18 protein-coding genes are annotated in these 17,928 nt (G+C 69.4%); 14 read left to right on the top strand and 4 right to left on the bottom strand.

Annotated features, from left to right (window positions below):
* Positions 1–170 precede the first annotated feature (170 nt).
* Genes BLR91_RS00765 through BLR91_RS00745 form a run of 5 tightly spaced genes read left to right on the top strand, consistent with a single transcriptional unit; the run spans position 171 to position 4,886 of the window.
* The gene (locus tag BLR91_RS00765) at positions 171–1,457 is read left to right on the top strand and encodes an ABC transporter substrate-binding protein (RefSeq protein ID WP_089878239.1); all 1,287 of its coding nucleotides are present in this window, start codon (positions 171–173) and stop codon (positions 1,455–1,457) included.
* Positions 1,457–2,380, top strand: coding sequence for a carbohydrate ABC transporter permease (locus tag BLR91_RS00760; protein WP_089878242.1), 924 nt, complete (start codon positions 1,457–1,459; stop codon positions 2,378–2,380). The genes BLR91_RS00765 and BLR91_RS00760 overlap by 1 nt, the downstream gene beginning before the upstream one ends.
* On the top strand, positions 2,361–3,263 hold the full coding sequence (locus BLR91_RS00755) for a carbohydrate ABC transporter permease (protein ID WP_020076604.1): 903 nt from the start codon (positions 2,361–2,363) through the stop codon (positions 3,261–3,263). Before BLR91_RS00760 ends, BLR91_RS00755 begins: the two co-directional genes overlap by 20 nt.
* Complete coding sequence (locus BLR91_RS00750; RefSeq protein ID WP_197674305.1) at positions 3,244–3,969, top strand: N-acetylmannosamine-6-phosphate 2-epimerase; 726 nt, start codon at positions 3,244–3,246, stop codon at positions 3,967–3,969. Before BLR91_RS00755 ends, BLR91_RS00750 begins: the two co-directional genes overlap by 20 nt.
* Positions 3,969–4,886: an ROK family protein gene (locus tag BLR91_RS00745; protein WP_089878246.1), complete on the top strand. Its 918-nt coding sequence runs from the start codon at positions 3,969–3,971 to the stop codon at positions 4,884–4,886. Before BLR91_RS00750 ends, BLR91_RS00745 begins: the two co-directional genes overlap by 1 nt.
* Before the next feature lie 20 nt (positions 4,887–4,906).
* On the opposite strand, the gene BLR91_RS00740 is transcribed toward BLR91_RS00745, so the two are convergent.
* Positions 4,907–5,830 carry a DMT family transporter gene (locus BLR91_RS00740; protein WP_089878249.1) on the bottom strand — a complete coding sequence of 308 codons (924 nt, stop codon included), beginning with the start codon at positions 5,828–5,830 and terminating at the stop codon, positions 4,907–4,909.
* 107 nt (positions 5,831–5,937) lie between these two features.
* On the opposite strand from BLR91_RS00740, the gene BLR91_RS00735 reads away from it, so the two are divergent.
* The 3 genes from BLR91_RS00735 (at position 5,938) to BLR91_RS00725 (ending at position 8,870) form a co-directional block, all read left to right on the top strand.
* On the top strand, positions 5,938–6,819 hold the full coding sequence (locus tag BLR91_RS00735) for a LysM peptidoglycan-binding domain-containing protein (RefSeq protein ID WP_231918772.1): 882 nt from the start codon (positions 5,938–5,940) through the stop codon (positions 6,817–6,819).
* Positions 6,820–6,944: 125 nt separating this feature from the next.
* Positions 6,945–8,132, top strand: coding sequence for an LLM class flavin-dependent oxidoreductase (locus BLR91_RS00730; protein WP_018192380.1), 1,188 nt, complete (start codon positions 6,945–6,947; stop codon positions 8,130–8,132).
* A 45-nt stretch (positions 8,133–8,177) separates the two neighbouring features.
* On the top strand, positions 8,178–8,870 hold the full coding sequence (locus BLR91_RS00725; RefSeq protein ID WP_089878255.1) for a CE1759 family FMN reductase: 693 nt from the start codon (positions 8,178–8,180) through the stop codon (positions 8,868–8,870).
* A gap of 66 nt (positions 8,871–8,936) precedes the next feature.
* Here BLR91_RS00725 and BLR91_RS00720 read toward each other — a convergent pair whose 3' ends face one another.
* Positions 8,937–9,653 carry a hypothetical protein gene (locus BLR91_RS00720; RefSeq protein ID WP_089878258.1) on the bottom strand — a complete coding sequence of 239 codons (717 nt, stop codon included), beginning with the start codon at positions 9,651–9,653 and terminating at the stop codon, positions 8,937–8,939.
* 240 nt (positions 9,654–9,893) lie between these two features.
* Between BLR91_RS00720 and BLR91_RS00715 the strand changes: the two genes are divergently transcribed.
* The 5 genes from BLR91_RS00715 (at position 9,894) to BLR91_RS00695 (ending at position 14,765) form a co-directional block, all read left to right on the top strand.
* The gene (locus tag BLR91_RS00715) at positions 9,894–11,372 is read left to right on the top strand and encodes a glycosyltransferase family 2 protein (RefSeq protein ID WP_089881647.1); all 1,479 of its coding nucleotides are present in this window, start codon (positions 9,894–9,896) and stop codon (positions 11,370–11,372) included.
* Positions 11,373–11,470: 98 nt separating this feature from the next.
* Positions 11,471–12,181 carry an ABC transporter ATP-binding protein gene (locus tag BLR91_RS00710; protein WP_089878262.1) on the top strand — a complete coding sequence of 237 codons (711 nt, stop codon included), beginning with the start codon at positions 11,471–11,473 and terminating at the stop codon, positions 12,179–12,181.
* Positions 12,178–13,509 carry a permease gene (locus BLR91_RS00705; protein WP_089878265.1) on the top strand — a complete coding sequence of 444 codons (1,332 nt, stop codon included), beginning with the start codon at positions 12,178–12,180 and terminating at the stop codon, positions 13,507–13,509. Before BLR91_RS00710 ends, BLR91_RS00705 begins: the two co-directional genes overlap by 4 nt.
* A gap of 17 nt (positions 13,510–13,526) precedes the next feature.
* Entirely contained in the window at positions 13,527–13,841 is a 315-nt protein-coding gene (locus BLR91_RS00700; RefSeq protein ID WP_018192386.1) for a chorismate mutase, read from the top strand.
* Positions 13,842–13,844: 3 nt separating this feature from the next.
* Positions 13,845–14,765 carry an SDR family NAD(P)-dependent oxidoreductase gene (locus BLR91_RS00695; RefSeq protein WP_089878268.1) on the top strand — a complete coding sequence of 307 codons (921 nt, stop codon included), beginning with the start codon at positions 13,845–13,847 and terminating at the stop codon, positions 14,763–14,765.
* A gap of 101 nt (positions 14,766–14,866) precedes the next feature.
* Here the strand turns inward: BLR91_RS00695 and BLR91_RS00690 are convergent, their stop codons facing one another.
* Positions 14,867–15,160, bottom strand: a complete 294-nt coding sequence (locus BLR91_RS00690; RefSeq protein WP_018192388.1) for a hypothetical protein — start codon at positions 15,158–15,160, stop codon at positions 14,867–14,869.
* A 61-nt stretch (positions 15,161–15,221) separates the two neighbouring features.
* Here BLR91_RS00690 and BLR91_RS00685 point away from each other — a divergent pair, with 61 nt between their 5' ends.
* A complete protein-coding gene (locus tag BLR91_RS00685; protein ID WP_089878271.1) occupies positions 15,222–16,502 on the top strand; it encodes a GNAT family N-acetyltransferase in 1,281 nt (426 codons plus the stop codon).
* Between the two features lie 24 nt (positions 16,503–16,526).
* On the opposite strand, the gene BLR91_RS00680 is transcribed toward BLR91_RS00685, so the two are convergent.
* A complete protein-coding gene (locus tag BLR91_RS00680) occupies positions 16,527–17,813 on the bottom strand; it encodes an adenylosuccinate synthase (RefSeq protein WP_089878275.1) in 1,287 nt (428 codons plus the stop codon).
* Positions 17,814–17,928 lie beyond the last annotated feature (115 nt).

Genomic DNA, 17,928 nt, shown 5'->3' with positions numbered 1-17,928 from the left:
CGATGCATCCGACCCGGTGTCGGATTGGTGAGAACCATTTTAGGGAGACTGGGACCATCCACCGCAACTATTCCGCAATTTCCTCGAATCTGTTGACACCACTCGAAAGAATGGAGTACACCAATTGACAAGCACTCCCATTCCGAACCCTGACACCCGTAAGGAAGCCCATGGAAACCAGGATCACCAGACGGCGGCCCCTGCTGCGCACCGTCGCGCTCACCGGCGTCGCCGCCGTCGCCGTCGCCTTGAGCGGATGCTCCGGGGCCGCGTCCTCCGGCCCCACCACCATCACCTTCTCCTACCTCTGGGGAGGCGAAGAGGCGAAGGCGCTCGAGAAGGTCATCGCCGACTTCAACAAGAGCCAGTCCGCGATCAAGGTGGTCGGCGTCTCCAGCCCGGACGCGCAGAAGCAGCTCACCTCGATGTCGTCCAGCAACGGCAGCTTCGACATCTCCGACAACTTCGGGAACACTGTCGGCTCGTGGGCGTCGAAGGGGATCCTGGCGCCGCTCGACGACTACCTCAAGACCGAGAAGGTCGACCTCGACGGGTTCGCCCCCGCCGCGCTGGACCAGATGAAGTACGAGGGCAAGACGTACGCCCTGCCCATCGCCGTGCACACCCAGCAGCTCATGTACAACAAGGACCTGCTCGACAAGGCGGGCGTGCAGCCGCCGACGACCATGGACGAGCTGGCGGACGCGGTCAAGAAGCTCACCGTCACCGACGCGAACGGCGCGATCACGCAGATCGGCCTCGGCAATCCCTCTGCGTCGACGCTCTTCACCACCCTCGGCTACGCGTTCGGCGGCACCTGGGACGGCGAGAACGGGAAGACTCCGACGCCGGACGACCCCAAGAACGTCGAGGCGCTCGACTGGTACGCCAAGACCCTCACCGACACGTACGGCGCGGACAAGATCGCGACGTTCACCTCGGGACTCGGGCAGTACATGTCCGCGCAGGACCCCTTCTACACCGGGAAGGAGGCCATGGTGATCGACGGCGAGTGGCAGGCCGTGAACATCCCGAAGGTGGCGCCGAACCTCAACTGGGGCGTCGTCGACATCCCCGCGGCGAGCCCGGAGCTCGCCGGCACGACCCAGGTGACGACGAGCACGCTGTTCATCCCCAGCAACTCGAAGCACAAGGCCGAAGCGGCGAAGTTCCTCGCCTACATCGTCGGGGACAAGCCGATGACGGACTTCACGCTGGCTCTGGGCAACCTGCCGTCCAAGACATCCCTGCTGACGGCTTCCGCGTACGGCGACATTCCGCACTTCGACTCCTGGCTGAAGGCTCTGACGAGCAAGAACGCGAAGTCGCTGGCGTCCCAGCCCTACAGCGCGCAGTACTCGACCGACCTCGCCACCGCCTTCGACGACGTCGTGCGCGGGGTTGCCTCGCCCGAGAAGGCGCTCTCCTCGGTCGCGGACAAGGCGCGCTCGTACTGATGTCCCTGATGACTGCCAAGCGCGGTGCGCGACGCCAGACCCTGCTGGGTCTGGCGTTCGCGTCGCCGTTCATCATCGGGGCGGCGGTGTTCATCGTCTGGCCGGTGCTCGCATCGGCCGGCTACAGCTTCACCGACTTCAACCTCTTCCAGGCGCCGTCCTGGGTCGGGCTCGACAACTACGCCCATATGCTCCAGGACTCGACATTCTGGAAGGCGTTGGCGAACACGCTGTTCCTCACGGTCACCGGGGTGCCTCTGACGATCGCCATCTCGATCCTCGGAGCGCACTTCCTTAATCTGCCGGTCCGCGGTCAGCCGCTCTACCGGGCCCTGGTGTACCTCCCGACCATCGTCCCGATCGTCGTCGGCGGCTACCTCTGGCGGTGGCTGCTGAACACCCAGTACGGGTTCGTGAACTACTTCCTCGGCCTCCTCCACCTCCCGCAGCCGGAGTGGCTCGAGCAGCCCGCGTGGGGCAAGCCGGCCATCCTGCTGATGTGCCTCTGGACCATCGGCGGCACCATGATCATCTATCTCGCCGCGATCAAAGACGTCCCGACGGAGCTCTACGAGGCGGCCGAGCTCGACGGCGCCGGCTGGTGGGGCCGCTTCCGCTTCATCACCTGGCCGACGATCTCGCCCGTGACCCTGTTCCAGGTGATCGTGACGGTGATCGCCTACCTCCAGATCTTCACCCAGCCCTACCTGCTCACCCAGACACGGCTCAATGAGGCGAGCGGAGGGCCGGGGCAATCGATGATCAGCTACGCGATGTACCTGTACCAGAACGCGTTCGTCTTCCTGAAGATGGGCTACGCCTCGGCGATGGCCTGGGTGCTCTTCCTGATCACCCTGGTGATCACGCTGCTGCTGCTCTGGTCGTCCAAGAAATGGGTTCACTATGGTTCTGAACGCAGTTGAGAAGCCGCAGGCGCCGACCCGTGCGCCGTGGACGGACGGCGAGGACGAACCACGCCGACGCCGGCGCCGCCCGGCGCGCACCGCGGGCCGTTACGCGCTCGTGTGGGGGCTGACGCTGCTCTTCGTCTTCCCCTTCCTCGCGATGCTCAGCACCGCGTTCAAGCTCCCGGCGGACATCTTCAGCTCGCCGCCGGCGCTCTGGCCGAAGGAGTGGACGCTCGACAACTTCGTGGCGGTGTTCGAGGAGATCCCGTTCTGGCAGTACCTGTGGAACACGGTCGTCATCGCAGCCCTCTCGGTGCTCGGGATGCTGATCGCGTCGCCGCTCGTCGCGTACTCCCTCTCGAAGATCGGGTGGCGCGGGCAGCGCCCCCTCCTCGTGATCGTGATGGCGACGATGATGCTGCCGCCGCAGGTGACGATGATCCCGCTCTTCCTGATGTGGAACGGGCTGCAAGCGACGAACACGATCATCCCGCTCGTCGCCCCGGCGTTCTTCGGAACCCCGTTCCTGATCTTCATGCTGCGCCAGTTCCTGATGTCGGTGCCCGATGAGCTGCTCCAGGCCGCTCGGATCGACGGCGCCTCCGAGTTCCGCATCTACTGGTCGATCGTGCTCCCGCAGGCGCGGCCCGCCCTGATCACGGCGGTGATCTTCCAGTTCGTCTGGGCGTGGACCGACTTCCTGAATCCGTTGATCTACCTCAACGATGCCTCCAAGTACACGCTGTCGATCGGCCTGTACTCCTTCTTCGGCGAGCACAACGTCGAATGGGGTCCGCTGATGGCGGCATCCGTCTTGTTCACCATTCCGGCGCTGGCGCTCTTCGTCGTCTTCCAGCGTTACTTCGTAGGGGGTATCAGTGCAGGCGCACTCAAGTAGCAGTGAGGGATCGCTCGCCGGCACCGCGAACGGTCGGCTCGGCGCGCTCGCGGCGATCGAAGGAGGCCTCGTCGTCTCGTGTCAGGCCCAGCAGGGCTCGCCGATGCGCGACACGGCGACCATCGCGAGACTCGCGGCGAGCGCGCTGCAGGGCGGTGCGGTCGCCCTGCGCGTCAACGGACCGGACGACGTGTCGGCCGTGCGACCCTTGACGGATGTCCCGGTCATCGGCCTCGACAAGCGGATGGGCCGCCGGCGCAACATCATCACCCACACCGATGAGCAGGTCCTCGCGCTCGCTGCGGCGGGGGCGGATGTCGTCGCGGTCGACGCCACCGCCGAGGTCGCCGGGGATGTCGCGTCCCGGATACGGTCCGCCGTCCTGGCGGTGCCGCTGCCCATCATGGCCGACGCGTCGACCCTCGACGAGGGTCTGGCGGCCTGGGACGCGGGAGCGACGTTCGTGGGGACCACCCTCTCCGGTTACACTCCGTACTCGCGGATGGACCCTGGTCCGGACATCGAGCTCGTGGCCGAGCTCGCCTCACGCGGAGTTCGCGTGCTGGCGGAAGGACGCTTCCAGACCCCGGAGCAGGTCGCGGGGGCCTTCGACGCGGGCGCGTTCGCCGTCGTCGTCGGCGGGGCCATCACCGACCCCATCGCCATCACCCGGCGATTCGCGGCCGCGACGCCGCGCAGCACGTGATGTCGCTACGTGAACCCGCCGTCGTCGGCATCGACATCGGCGGGACGAAGACGGCCGCCGCGGTGGTGCGGCCGGATGGGAGCCTGACGCACCGCGCTGAGACACCGACGCCGGCGCAGACGGGCGCGCAGGATGTGCTGGATGCCGCCGCCGCTCTGGCAGCGGCCGTCGCCGAACGAGCGGGGATCACCCCGGATGCATTCGGCGTCGGCAGCGCGGGCGCCTTCGACGAGCACGGTGTCGTCGTCCATGCCACCGACCATCTGGCCGGCTGGAGCGGCGCTGACGTGGCCGGCGGCCTCCGCTCGCGGCTCGGCGCACCCGTGGTGGTCGTGAACGATGTCCACGCGGCGGCGATCGGCGAGCAGACGATGGCCGGCCTGGAGCGCTTCCTGTTCGTCGCGGTCGGAACGGGCATCGGCGGCGCCGTCGTCGCCGACGGCCGAGTGCTGCTCGGAGCGTCGGGGATGGCGGGCTCGGTGGGGCACGTCCACATCCCCTCGGCCCGGCACCGCGTGTGCTCCTGCGGCGGCGCCGATCACATCGAGGCCTTCGCCAGCGGTCCGGGCATCGAGCTCACCTACGCCGAGTTCACCGGCCGCGCGCGCGATCTGCGTTCGATCGGACGGCTGGCGGCGGACGGCGACGTCATCGCGGCGCAGGTGATCCGGGTCGCGGCCGAGGACCTGGGCGAGTCGCTCGCCTCCGCGGTCGTGACGGTCGATCCCGGCACCGTGCTGCTCGGCGGAGGAGTGTCGGGGCTCGGTGCCCTGTTCATCGATCCGCTCGCTGAGCGCCTCCGCGCGTCGTTGCGGCCGCCCTTCGCGGGTGTGCGCGTCGAGGCGGCCCGATCGGGATCCGACGCCGCTCTCATCGGTGCCGGCCGACTCGCATTCCAGTCCCTTCCGGCCGGGTAGGCAGCACGGGTGGCCGGGACTCAGCTCCGCGCCGCGGCCTCCTGGGCGGCCAGCTCGGCCTGACGCCGGGTGAACAGCCGGACGCGCTGCTGGGTGAGCAGGATGCCCGCGAACACGATCACGGCGCCCACCGGTTCGTTCCACGTCAGGTGCTCGCCGAGCACGAGGATGCCGAGGGCCACCCCGACCACCGGCGTCACGTAGGTGACACCCGACGTCGCGGTCGGACCCCACGCGCGCAGCACGTTCATGTTCCAGATGTAGACGACGCCCGTCCCGAGGGCGCCGAGCGCCAGGAGGGAGAGCAGCACCGGCCAGCTGAATGTGATCGGGTGCCACGCCACCACGGGCGTCAGAAGGATCATGATGACCGCCGCCAACCCGATGTTCATGAACGCGCTCGTCGTCGCGGACACCGCTCGCGGGCTGATGAACTTACGGATGTAGCCGAAGCTGAACCCGTAGCACGTGACCGCCCCGAGGCAGGCGAACTGGCCCCAGAGGCTGCCGGCCAGCGCGTCCACCGCCCAGGGCCCGACCACCACGACGACACCGACGACACCGATCAGCACGCCGAGCACCTGGTCGCGGTTGAGCTTCTCGACCCGGAACGCGGCGGTGACGAGGATCGCCGTCGTGATCGGCGTGACGGCGTTGTAGATGCTCGCGAGGCTCGAGGAGACGTACTGCTCGGCCCAGGCGAACAGGAGGAACGGGATGACGCAGTAGGTGACCGCGACGACCGCGAAGTGAACCCAGACGATCGGCTCGCGCGGCAACCGCACGCGCATGATCAGCGCGATGACGCCCAGAGTCAGTGCCCCGAACACGAGCCGCGCCCACGCGACCTGCCCGAAGCTCACGCCCTCGAGCGCCACCTTCATGAAGAGGAAGCTGGCGCCCCACACGAGACCCATGGCGACGAACTGCAGAGCGACCTTCACCCTGTCGACGCTAGCGGGTGCCGCCGACCCGGCGCGCGCGGGAATCGGACACGGATGGATGAGATCCGGCCAGCCGGTATTTGGTAGCGTTCCCCGAGGGGGGAACCATGTACAGAACGAACAGGCGCGTCCGCACCGCTGCGGCCGCGGGGATGCTCGTCGCGCTCGCCATCGCACTGTCCGGCTGCGCGCTCTTTGACGGAGGCGCGCAGGCGAAGCCGGTGGCGCGGCACACGACGGCGAAGCCGAAGCCGACGCACTCCGCGTCGCCGACGCCGACGCCCAGCGCGACGCCGACGCCGACGACACCGCCGCCTCCGCCACCGACACTCACTCCGGTCCCGTCGGGCACCACCGTCGCCGAGGCGAGTGTCGCGTCGCCTAAGGGCAGCATCCACTTCCACTACCGGATCGTGTCGAACGGCGACAACACGTACTCGATCCAATACAGCGGCTTCACCTCGAGCGTCCCGGTACCTGTCTCTGTCACGTTGATCGACGTTCCGCCGCAGGTCGGGGACGGCCTCACCTGGCATGGCGTCGCCGACCACGCCCTCGGCGGACCCACGGCCGGCGCGGCCGCCGCCTCGACGGTCCCGCTGGGCTACATCGGCAACCCGTCGTACCTCGGCGCCCTGGTGACCTACTCGTCCGTCGCGTCGCCCGACGGCGTGCCCGTCGAGCTCGGCCCGGACAAGGTGCTCGCGGTGAACACGGTCCGCTGGTCGATCCCCGAGCGGGCGACCAACGTCCATCCCGTCGACGGCGGTGCGCGTGCGGGTGCGGCAGGCAGCGTCCCGGAGACGACCCCCTCCGGCGCTCCCGCGCGCTATGTCGTTGCGGCCGGGGACACGTTCGACGGCGTCGCGCAGCGGTTCGGCATCACGTCGCAGGACCTGCTCTGGCTGAACCCGAGCGGTCGCGCGTACGACGGCAGCCTCAACCTGCTCGAGAATCAGTCGCTCAACCTCGATCCGCAAGCCCTCTGACCTGCGGTTTCACACCGCCGGCCTACCCCCATGCGACCGCGCGCGCCAGGATGGGAATACCTCGCCCCCTGTCGCGTTGTATGCGTTTGCATAGAAACGGCGAGAACAAACCTGAGGAGCCAGTCATGCAGTACGGAATCTTCTCCGTCAGCGACATCACCCGCGACCCCGTGTCCGGTGAGACGCCGAGCGAGGCGGAGCGCATCGACGCGATCGTGAAGATCGCGAAGCACGCGGAGGAGGTCGGGCTGGACGTCTTCGCCATCGGCGAGCACCACAACCCGCCGTTCTTCTCCTCGTCGCCCACCACCCTGCTGGCCCACATCGCCGCTCTCACCGAGCGGCTCACGGTCACCACATCCACCACCCTGATCACCACCAACGACCCGGTGCGCATCGCCGAGGAGTACGCGATGCTCCAGCACCTGTCGAAGGGCCGCATGGACCTCATGGTCGGGCGTGGGAACACCGGCCCGGTGTACCCGTGGTTCGGCCAGGACATCCGCCAGAGCCTGCCGCTCGCGCTCGAGAACTACAACCTCCTGCACCGCCTGTGGCGCGAGGACGTCGTCGACTGGGAGGGACGCTTCCGCACGCCGCTGCAGGGCTTCACCTCCACGCCGCGCCCCCTCGACGACGTGCCGCCGTTCGTCTGGCACGCCAGCATCCGCACCCCCGAGATCGCCGAGCAGGCCGCGTTCTACGGCAACGGGTTCTTCGCCAACAACATCTTCTGGCCGAAGGAGCACTTCCAGCGTCTGATCGCGTTCTACCGTGAGCGCTTCGAGCACTACGGCCACGGCACCGCGAAGGAGGCGATCGTCGGACTCGGCGGCCAGGCCTTCATCGCGAAGAACTCGCAGGACGCGAAGAACCAGTTCCGCCCCTACTTCAACGAGGCCCCGGTCTACGGCAACGGGCCGACGATGGAGGAGTTCACGGATGCGACCCCGCTGACCGTCGGCAGCCCACAGGAGGTCATCGACAAGACGCTGACGTTCCGCGAGTGGGCGGGCGACTACCAGCGCCAGCTGTTCCTGATGGACCACGCCGGCCTGCCGCTCAAGACGGTCCTCGAGCAGCTGGACCTGCTCGGCGAGCACGTCATCCCCGTCCTCCGCAAGGAGACCGAGGCGCGCAAGGACCCGGAGACGCCGGACGCCCCCACCCACGCGTCCCTCGTGAAGGCGAAGTACGGCGACGCGGACCCGCGCCAGCCGCGCCCGAACGCGAACCGCGGCGACAACGTCACCGGCGCGTCCCCCTACCAGGACACCGACGAGCAGGTCGAGGTGAGCTACCCGGCGCTCTGACGCCCGGCGGCATCCACCGACCATCGATCGAGACAAGGACAGACCATGAACACATCAGACCTGCGGCCGTTCCGCGTCGTCGTGGTGAACGCGGGCGTCAGCGACCCGTCGTCCACCAAGATGCTCGCCGACCGCCTCGCCCTGCGCGTGGAGGCGGCCGCCCAGCGCGACGGCCGCACGGTCGAGACGCTCAACCTCGACCTGCGCGAACTCCTGCCGGAGCTGGGCGCCGCCCTGGCGTCCGGGCACCTGGGGCCGAAGTTCACCAAGGCGATCGAGGCGCTGAAGTCGGCCGACGGCATCATCGCGACCGCCCCGGTGTACAAGGCGGGACCGAGCGGGCTGTTCACCTCGTTCTTCCAGGTGCTCGACAACGACCTGCTGATCGCCAAGCCTGTCGTGCTCGGCGCGACCGCGGGCACCGCCCGCCACGCGCTCGTCGTCGACGGCGAGATGCGATCGCTGTTCGCGTTCCTCCGGACCATGACGACGCCGACCTCGGTGTTCGCATCGACCGAGGACTGGCAGGACAAGGCCCTCGGCAAGCGCATCGACCGCGCCGCCCGCGAACTGGTCGTGCTCATGGAGTCCGAGGTCGAGTCCAAGATCACGGACACGTCGTGGGACAGCTACCAGCACGAGTTCGGCTCGGCCGGCGGAAACGAGCTGGGCATCGACCTCGGCTCCGACCTCATGCGCCTCGCCGCGGGCGGGACGTTGCCGGGCACGCGCAAGTAGCGCAGCATGACGGAACGACGGGCCCCGGGCGACCGGGGCCCGTCGTCGTGTGCGGCCAGGCAAGGCTCAGATCGCGACAGCCGACCAGTCGATGACGGCGACGGGTACGCCGGTGCGTTCCAGGTCGTCCTTCAGCGACGTCCGGAACTGCTCGTGCCGACCCCACCAATTTCCGCCCCACACCAGCGATAGCGCACCGCCGACGCGCCCGGAGGTCGCCAGCGGGAGAAATCGACCGTCCACCGCCATCACCATCACGGCTCCGGACATGCGGAAATCCAGCCCGACCACCGAGATGTCGCTCCACGGGAGTTGGGAGATGCGACCGTCTTCCGAGATCAGGAAGAGGCAACGCCGACCGAGCACGAGCCGGCGGCGGGAGTAGGGCGAACCGCCCGCGAAGTAGACCGGACGCGCGATGCTCGCCCCCCGCATCCGTGCCCGCTTGTTGCGGTAGCCCGGATACTCCAGGCGGACTAGTTCAATACCCGCCGCCAGCACGAAAACGGCGACGATGATCGGCCGTTTCGCTGGGTTCGGAACGGCCGAAATGCCGACGATGATGCAGGCGGCCAACGCCATGAGAATGACCGCCGCGTCGCCGAGGCGCGCGGTAATCGATGCGCGACGCAACGGCGAGCGCGCCCGCTCGACGGCGACGTCGAGTTCGTCGACCAGCTTCCAGTCGTCCGTCAGAAGACGCACCGGGCGGTCGCTCTCGTCGAGCGTCGTGACGCGGAGCAGGGCTTCGTCCGTCGGCCGAAGCGTCGTCGCACCGCTCATGACTGGATGACGCCCCCCTGAGGCCGGCCCTCTGCACCCGAAACCCGGACCGACTCGACTCGACTCGACTCGACTCACCCTAACGAGCGACCGGAGCCCGATCAACGTCCCGCACGGCCGCGTGCCTTTCCCATCGCGAACACGCCGCCGCGCCACCCGCTCTGCGGCTCGCGGCCGCGCGAGGCAGGGGCGATAGGGTCTGGGTAGAACAGGGAGGTCTTGGGGTTGGACATTCTCAGCGTGCTGCACACGATCGGCGTCGTCGTGTGCCTCATCCTCGCGCTCACCGGGCTCATCCCGGTCGTCGCCGCGGCAGCGACCTTCGTCGTCATCCCCTTCCACGCCTGGATCAACCACTACAAGAAGGCCGCCCCCTACCTCCCGCGCGTGGCGATCGTCGTGCCGGCGTGGAACGAGGGAGCGGTCATCGGCGCATCCATCGACCGGCTGATGAAACTGGACTACCCGCGCGACGCCCTGCGCATCTACGTGGTCGACGACGCGAGCACCGACGACACCCCCGAGGTCGTCCGGGGGCGCGCAGAGCTGTACCCGGGCAACGTCCACCTGCTCCGCCGGGAGCAGGGCGGCCAGGGCAAGGCGCACACGCTCAACCACGGCATCGCGAAGGTGCTGGAGGACGACTGGATGGAGGCGCTCCTCATCATGGACGCCGACGTCATCTACACCCCCGAGTCGCTGCGGCGCATGACCCGGCACCTGGCCGACCCCGATGTGGGCGCCGTGTCGGCGTACATCAGCGAGGGCAGCAGCGACCGCAACTACCTGACCAAGTTCATCAGCGTCGAGTACGTGCTCTCGCAGCCGGCGGCCCGCCGGGCGCAGAACGTGCTGGGCGCACAGGCGTGCCTCGCCGGCGGCGCGCAGCTGCACACCCGCGAGAACCTGCTCGCGATCGGCGGCCGCATCGACACGTCGTCGCTGGCGGAGGACACGATCACGACGTTCGAGACGCAGCTGCTCGGCAAGAAGGTCGTCTTCGAACCGCACGCGCACGTGCTCGCCGAGGAGCCCCGCGCTGTCGACGCCCTGTGGAAGCAGCGTCTCCGCTGGGCGCGCGGCAACGTCACCGTCACCGCGCGGTACTCCAAGGTGTGGTTCCGCCCGTCCCGCCTCCACCACCTGGGCGGCATCAGCTTCGGCATCGTCTGGTTCAGCCTCTGGCTGCTCCCCCTCATCATGATCCTGTCGTCGATCGGGCTCGCCGGTCTGCTGTTCCTCCAGGACGGCGTCGCCACGACGGTGTTCCGCATCCTGTGGATCTCGGCCGCGCTCGCCTACCTCTTCGTGCTCATCCTGGGAGCACAGACCGACGGGAGGTCGACCAGGCACGAGCTGGGCCACGTCCTGCTGTTCCCCGGCATCATCAACATGCTCGTGATGATCACCGCGCTCTTCCCGCCGGTCATGCTGGTGTGGCTGCCCGGGCTGTTCGGCGTGACGCTGAGCGAGCCGGCCCTGTTCACCATCACACTCGCGATCTACATCTGGATCCCGTTCTCCATGGTCGTCGCCTGGCTCGCTCGCAAGGCGGAGAAGGTCCGCGCCGGCCGCTGGCTGTCGCCCGCGCTGATCTACCTGGCCGGATACGGCTCCCTGCTGTGCGCGATCACGTTCGACTCGTACCTCAAGGAGCTCGCGGGCGCGGAGGCACGCTGGGACAAGACGGAGAAGGTCGGCCGGGTCGCCGCAGGCTGACGTGGTACCGCGGGATGACATCCTCCGGATGACCCGCCCGTGCAGCGATGGGCCTCCCGGCCGATGCCTGCTTTCCGTCCCGCGGCCAGGCTGGAGGCATGACCTCAGTTCCCGCTGCAGCACCCCCGGCCATCGTCGCCACCGCGCTCACCAAGTCCTACGGCCCCTCCGTCGCGCTCGCCGGCGTCGACTTCCGAGTCACTCCCGGCGAGTCGGTCGCCATCATGGGCGCGTCCGGATCGGGTAAGACCACGCTGCTGCACTGCCTGGCCGGCATCATCACGCCCGACAGCGGATCGGTGTCGCTGGCGACCGCGACCGGCCCGCTCGAGATCACGACGCTGGATGAGGCCGGTCGTTCGCGACTGCGGCGCGAAGCGTTCGGTTTCGTGTTCCAGCAGGGGCTGCTCCTGCCCGAGCTCACGGCGATCGAAAACGTCGCCCTTCCCCTGATGCTGACCGGGACGGATCGCCGCGCCGCAGAGCAGACGGCCGCGATGTGGCTCGCGGCCATCGGCCTCGCCGGGTACGAGACGCGCCGCATCGGCCAGCTCTCGGGCGGTCAGGCGCAGCGCGTGGCGATCGCCCGCGCACAGACCACCGGAGCCGCCGTCGTGTTCGCCGACGAGCCGACCGGCGCCCTCGACTCACAGACGTCCGCCGAGGTGATGGATGCGCTCATCCGCTCGACGACGGACCGCGGCCGGTCGCTCGTCGTCGTCACGCACGACGAGACCGTCGCCGCACGGTGCTCGCGCGTCCTCCGCCTCGCCGACGGGCGCATCGTGGACGAGGTGAACGCCCGATGACGACCCTGCGGCTCGCGTGGCTCTTCGGCCGACGCAGTGTCTCCGCCCGCTCCACCGTGATCCTGCCGGTCGTAGCCTTCGCCGTCGTGACGGCGCTGCTGCTGATCGTCGCGGGTGGAGCGCAGGCGTTCTTCTCCTGGACGGACGACATCGCCGGCCTCTACCAGGTGCTCGCGGTCATCGCCCTCTCCCTGCTGGTGGTGCCGCTCGTCGCGCTCGGCGGCTCCGCAGCACGGCTCTCGGCCCGACGGAGGGACGACCGGCTGGCCAGCCTTCGGCTGCTCGGCGCGACGCCCGCGCTGGTGACCGCACTGACGGTCATCGAGTCGACCGTGCTCGCGCTCGTCGGGGCGATCGCCGGTGCCCTGATGGCGCTGCTCGTGTCGCCCCTGGTGGCGCTCATCCCGTTCCGCGGCGAGCCGCTCGGGATGTCCATCCTGCTGTCCCCGCTGTGGGTGGCGGTCGCGGTTGCCGGTATCGGGGCTCTGGCCGCGGTGAGCGCCGTCGTCGGGCTGCGCGGCGTCATCCTGTCTCCCCTCGGCGTGCGCACGCGGCAACAGGCGCCGCGAGTGCACTGGGTGCGCGTCCTGATCACGGTCGGAGTGGTGGCCGTCGTCGCCGTCGCCATGACCGCGCTGCGGGCCGTGGCCGATATAGGGATCGTGATGGTCGTCCTCGCCGTCGGGTTCGGCGGGAGCATCGCCGTTCTGAACCTCATCGGCCCGTGGGTGCTGCGGCTGGTCGCCTCCGGGCAGGCCCGTCGGGCGCGGACCGCCCGGCGCCTGCTGGCTGCTCGGGCGGTGCTCGAATCGCCCAAGGCCGCGTGGCGACAGGTATCCGGTGTCGCGATGACCAGCTTCATGGCCGTGTTCGCCGGCGTCGGCGTCGCCCTGATGGATGCGGCGGGCGACTCGGGCGACCCGCAGTCGCGGCTGCTGGTCGCGGACATCCGCACCGGCGTGCTCATCACCGTCATCGCGTCGTTCCTGATGGTCGCGTGCTCGGCCGGCGTGAACCAGGCGGCCGCCATCCTCGACCGCCGCGACCTCTACGTGAGCCTCGACCGGATCGGGATGCCCGTCGCCGAGATGAACGCCGCGCGCAGCCGCGCCATCCTGTCGCCCCTACGGGTGACCGCGATCGGGTCGGCGGTCACGGCGGCCGTCGTGGTGCTGCCGCTCACCGGGATGAGCCTCCTGCTGTCCCCGCTCACGCTGGTGACGGTGGCGGCGTGCCTCGCCGCCGGTGTGCTGCTCGTGTGGGCGGCCCTGCGGGCCACGCGGCCGGTTCTCACGCGGGTGCTCGCGGAGCCATCCGCCAGTCTGTGACCCAGTAGGGTCGAAGCATGCCCGAAAACAGCGACGTGGCGGCTGCGCTTGAGCAGCTGCACAGCATCCGGCAGAGCATCGACAACATCGACGCCGCGGTCATCCACATGCTCGCGGAGCGATTCAAGTTCACGCAACAGGTGGGTGCGCTGAAGGCCGAGCACGGGCTCCCGGCGGCCGACCCGGAGCGCGAGAAGGAGCAGATCCAGCGTCTCCGTGCGCTGGCCGAGGAGAGTCACCTCGACCCCGCCTTCGCGGAGAAGTTCCTCACATTCATCATCGCGGAGGTCATCCACCACCACGAGCGCATCGCCGGCGAGAACGGCAGATAGCGCATGGGCTGGGACGCATCCGCCCTGCCGGACGCCCACGGACGCACGGTCGTCATCACCGGTGCGAACGCGGGCGTCGGCTACTTCACCGCGGAGCAGCTGGCGACGGCCGGCGCCCGGGTGGTGCTCGGCTGCCGCGACCCGGAACGCGCGGAAGCGGCGGTGTCGGCCATCCGCCGCCGCGTGCCCGGTGCCCGCGTCGAGGCGCTGCCGCTGGATGTGACGGACCGGCGGTCGATCGACGCAGCGGCGGACGCCCTCCTCGCCTACGAGCGGGTGGATGCGCTGGTGCTGAACGCGGGGATCGTCCACCCGCCGCGTACCCGGCAGACCGACGAGTACGGCAACGAGCTGGTGCTGGCCACGAATGTGCTCGGACACTTCCGCCTGGTCGCACGTAGCATCCCGGCTCTGCAGCGGACCCCCGGATCGCGCATCGTCACGCTGGGTTCGCTGGCATCGCGGCTCGGCCGCGTGCGTGTCGACGACCTCCAGCTGGAGCGCTCGTACACCGCGTGGCGGGCCTACGCGGGCTCGAAGATCGCGGCGCAGGTGTTCGGGTTCGAGCTCGATCGCCGGCTGCGCGCGGCAGGATCGGACGTGCAGAGCATCGTGGTGCATCCCGGCTACTCGACCTCGGGGCGGACGCCCGGAATCCGCGGCGTCAATCAGCCGTCACGGCTGAAGCGGTTCGCCGACAACCTGCAGGCGGCGTGGACGCAGGGCAAGGACGAGGGCGCGCACGCGCCCGTCCGCGCGGTGCTCGACCCGTCGATCGGCGGCGGCGACTACCTGGGGCCCGCGCTGTGGACGAAGGGCGCACCGGTGCACGCGCCGGCGACGCGCGCATCCCGTTCGCCGCGCCTCGGCGCCGCCCTCTGGCCGCTCTTCGAGCGAGCCGCCGAGCAGCCCTTCCCCCTCTGAGCCGCTACCGCCCCCGTCGAGTCCGCAAACTTTGCACGCTTCGGAGCCCGCGAGCGTGCAAAATTCGCGGACTCGACGGTGGGGCTGAGGGGGCGAGGGCGTCAGTCGAAGGGGACGATCGAGAGGAGGCGGTGCGTGGACGGCACTCGGGCGCGCAGCGCGTCCCGAGCGGCGGCGTAATCGGCGCCCTCCGCCTCGATCTCCTCGATGGCGGCCTCGCGGATGATCGCCTTCGCGATCACACGACCGCCGCGGGGCATGGCGTTGTGCACCTGCAGCAGGTCGAACCCCTCGGGGACCTGCTCCTCGATGAGCGCACGGGCCGACTGCGCGTCGTCCGCCTCCGCCGTCAGCTCCTGCGTCTCGCTGCTCTGGATGAGACCGCGCACCTTCATGCCTCAACGCTAGCCGACCGCAGACCTGCCGATGTCACGGCCGGCCCGATACGGTGAAGGGATGGACTACCTCACCCAGCCCATCGATCCGACCTCCGAGAACGACCTCGCGGCGGGCGGACTCCGCCTGACCCTCGTCGACACCTCCGACCCCGCCGCGTTCGACGGCTGGATCCGCGCCGACTTCCGCGGCTTCCACAGCGAACGTCCGAAGGACGAGGTGCTGGAGGAGGCGCGCGGCTACCTGGGCCGCCGCCGCACCACCGGCGTCTACGACGACGCCATCCCCTCCCGCGAGCCGGTCGGCACCGTGAACTCCTGGGTCGCACCGCTCACCGTCCCGGGCGGCCAGCGCGTCGGCGCCTGGGCGATCAGCTCGGTCACCGTCGCGCCCACCCACCGCCGGCGCGGCATCGCCCGTGCGCTGCTGGGCGGGGAGCTGCGCGCGGCACATGCTCTCGGCGTGCCGCTTGCCATCCTCACCGTTTCCGAGTCGGTCATCTACGGGCGATGGGGATTCGGCCCCGCGACGTTCGCTACCGCCTGGAACGTGGACACCAAGCGCGTGCGCTGGGCGGGCGGCGAGACGCCGGGCCGCCTTTCGTTCACCGACCCGGAGGAGTATCGCGAGACCGGCGAGCGCGTGCTCGACGCCGTGATGGCCGGCCGACCCGGCGAGATCGGGCTGGAGCCGTACCTGGCCCACCGCCTGATCGGTCCGCTCAAGGGCAGCCCCGACGCCGACAAGTACCGCCTCGTGCGCTACGACTCCCCGTCGGGCGAGCCCGAGGGCTTCGTCTCGTACGTGGTCAAGGGCGACGACGACTTCACGCGCCACACCGTCGAGGTGAATCACCTGGCGGCCGCGACGGATGAGGCACTCACCGCCCTCTGGCGCTACCTGCTCGACCTCGACCTGGTCGCCACGGTGAAGGTGTGGACCCGCGGGGTCGACGAGCCCCTTCCTACCCTGGTCTCCGACATCCGCGGCGCGCGGGTCACCGACCTCGAGGACCACCTCTGGGTGCGCATCCTCGACGTCCCCGCAGCCCTGCAGGCGCGGACGTACGAACGCGACGGCTCCCTCGTCCTCGACGTGACGGACGACCTGGGCCTCGCCGCCGGCCGCTTCCGGCTCACCGTGACGGACGGACGCGCCGAGGTCTCCCCGACCGACGACGCTGCCGAAGTCACCCTGCCGGTCGCATCCCTCGGCAGCGTCTACCTCGGGCACAGCCTGGCGCGCGGGCTCGGCCTGGCCGGCCGCATCCAGGGCGACGTGGATGCGCTGGACCGCGTCTTCCGCACGGCCGTCCCGCCGCGGTTGAGCACCTGGTTCTGACGGGCGTCGCGGCCCGCGCCTGACTCAGTCGATCAGGTCGTGGCGCACCACGATCTGGTCGCGGGCCGGGCCGACGCCGATCGCGGAGATGCGGGCGCCCGAGAGGCGCTCCAGGGCGAGCACGTAGTCCTGCGCGTTCTTCGGGAGATCCTCGAACGTGCGGGCGCCGCTGATGTCCTCGGTCCAGCCGGGGAACTCCTCGTAGATCGGCTTCGCGTGGTGGAAGTCGCTCTGCGAGGCGGGCACCTCGTCGTGGCGCACGCCGTCGACGTCGTAGGCGACCGCGACCGGGATGCGGTCGATGCCGGTGAGCGTGTCCAGCTTGGTGAGCACGAAGTCGGTCACCCCGTTGACGCGCGCGGTGTAGCGGGCGACAGGGGCGTCGTACCAGCCGGTGCGGCGCGGACGGCCCGTGGTGGTGCCGAACTCGAAGCCGCGCTCGCGCAGGAACTCGCCCCACTCGTCGAACAGCTCGGTCGGGAACGGACCGGCGCCGACGCGCGTGGTGTACGCCTTGACGATGCCGATGACGCGGTCGATCCGGTTGGGGCCGATTCCCGAGCCGGTCGCAGCGCCGCCGGCGGTGGAGTTGGAGGAGGTGACGAACGGGTAGGTGCCGTGGTCGACATCCAGCATCGTCGCCTGGCCGCCCTCGAAGAGCACGTACTTGCCCTCGTCCAGCGCCTGGTTGAGCAGGAGGGAGCTGTCGACGACCATCGAGCGCAGGCGCTCGGCGTACTCGAGCAGCTGCTCGACGACCTCGTCGACCGTGATCGCGCGGCGGTTGTAGACCTTCACCAGCAGGTGGTTCTTCTGGTCGAGGGCGCCCTCGACCTTCTGCCGCAGGATGTTCTCGTCGAAGATGTCCTGGATGCGGATGCCGACGCGGTTGATCTTGTCCGCGTACGTCGGGCCGATGCCGCGACCGGTGGTGCCGATCTGCCGCTTGCCGAGGAAGCGCTCCGTCACCTTGTCGATGGTGCGGTGGTACGAGGTGATCACGTGCGCGTTCGAGCTGACCTTGAGGCGGGAGACGTCGACGCCGCGGGCAATCAGGGCGTCGAGCTCCTCGAACAGCACCTCGATGTCGACGACGACACCGTTCGCGATGACAGGCGTGACACCCTCGGTCAGGATGCCGGAGGGGAGGAGGTGCAGGGCGTACTTCTCGTCGCCGACGACGACCGTGTGCCCGGCGTTGTTGCCGCCGTTGAACTTGACGACGTAGTCGATCCGGCTGCCGAGGACGTCGGTCGCCTTGCCTTTGCCTTCGTCACCCCACTGGGCGCCGATGATCACGATCGCGGGCACGTTTCACGTCCTCTCGGTGGTTGGAACACGTCGGCGCCACGCGGACGACCGTCGCACTCGATCCTATCGCGACCCGTAAAGTTGCACACAACTGTGCAAGAAGGGCGTACACTGG

The sequence above is a fragment of the Leifsonia sp. 466MF genome (assembly GCF_900100265.1).
Classification (GTDB): Bacteria; Actinomycetota; Actinomycetes; order Actinomycetales; family Microbacteriaceae; genus Leifsonia.
The sequence above is the reverse complement of the archived record's forward strand: the minus strand, read 5'-3'. Positions and strand labels throughout refer to the sequence as shown.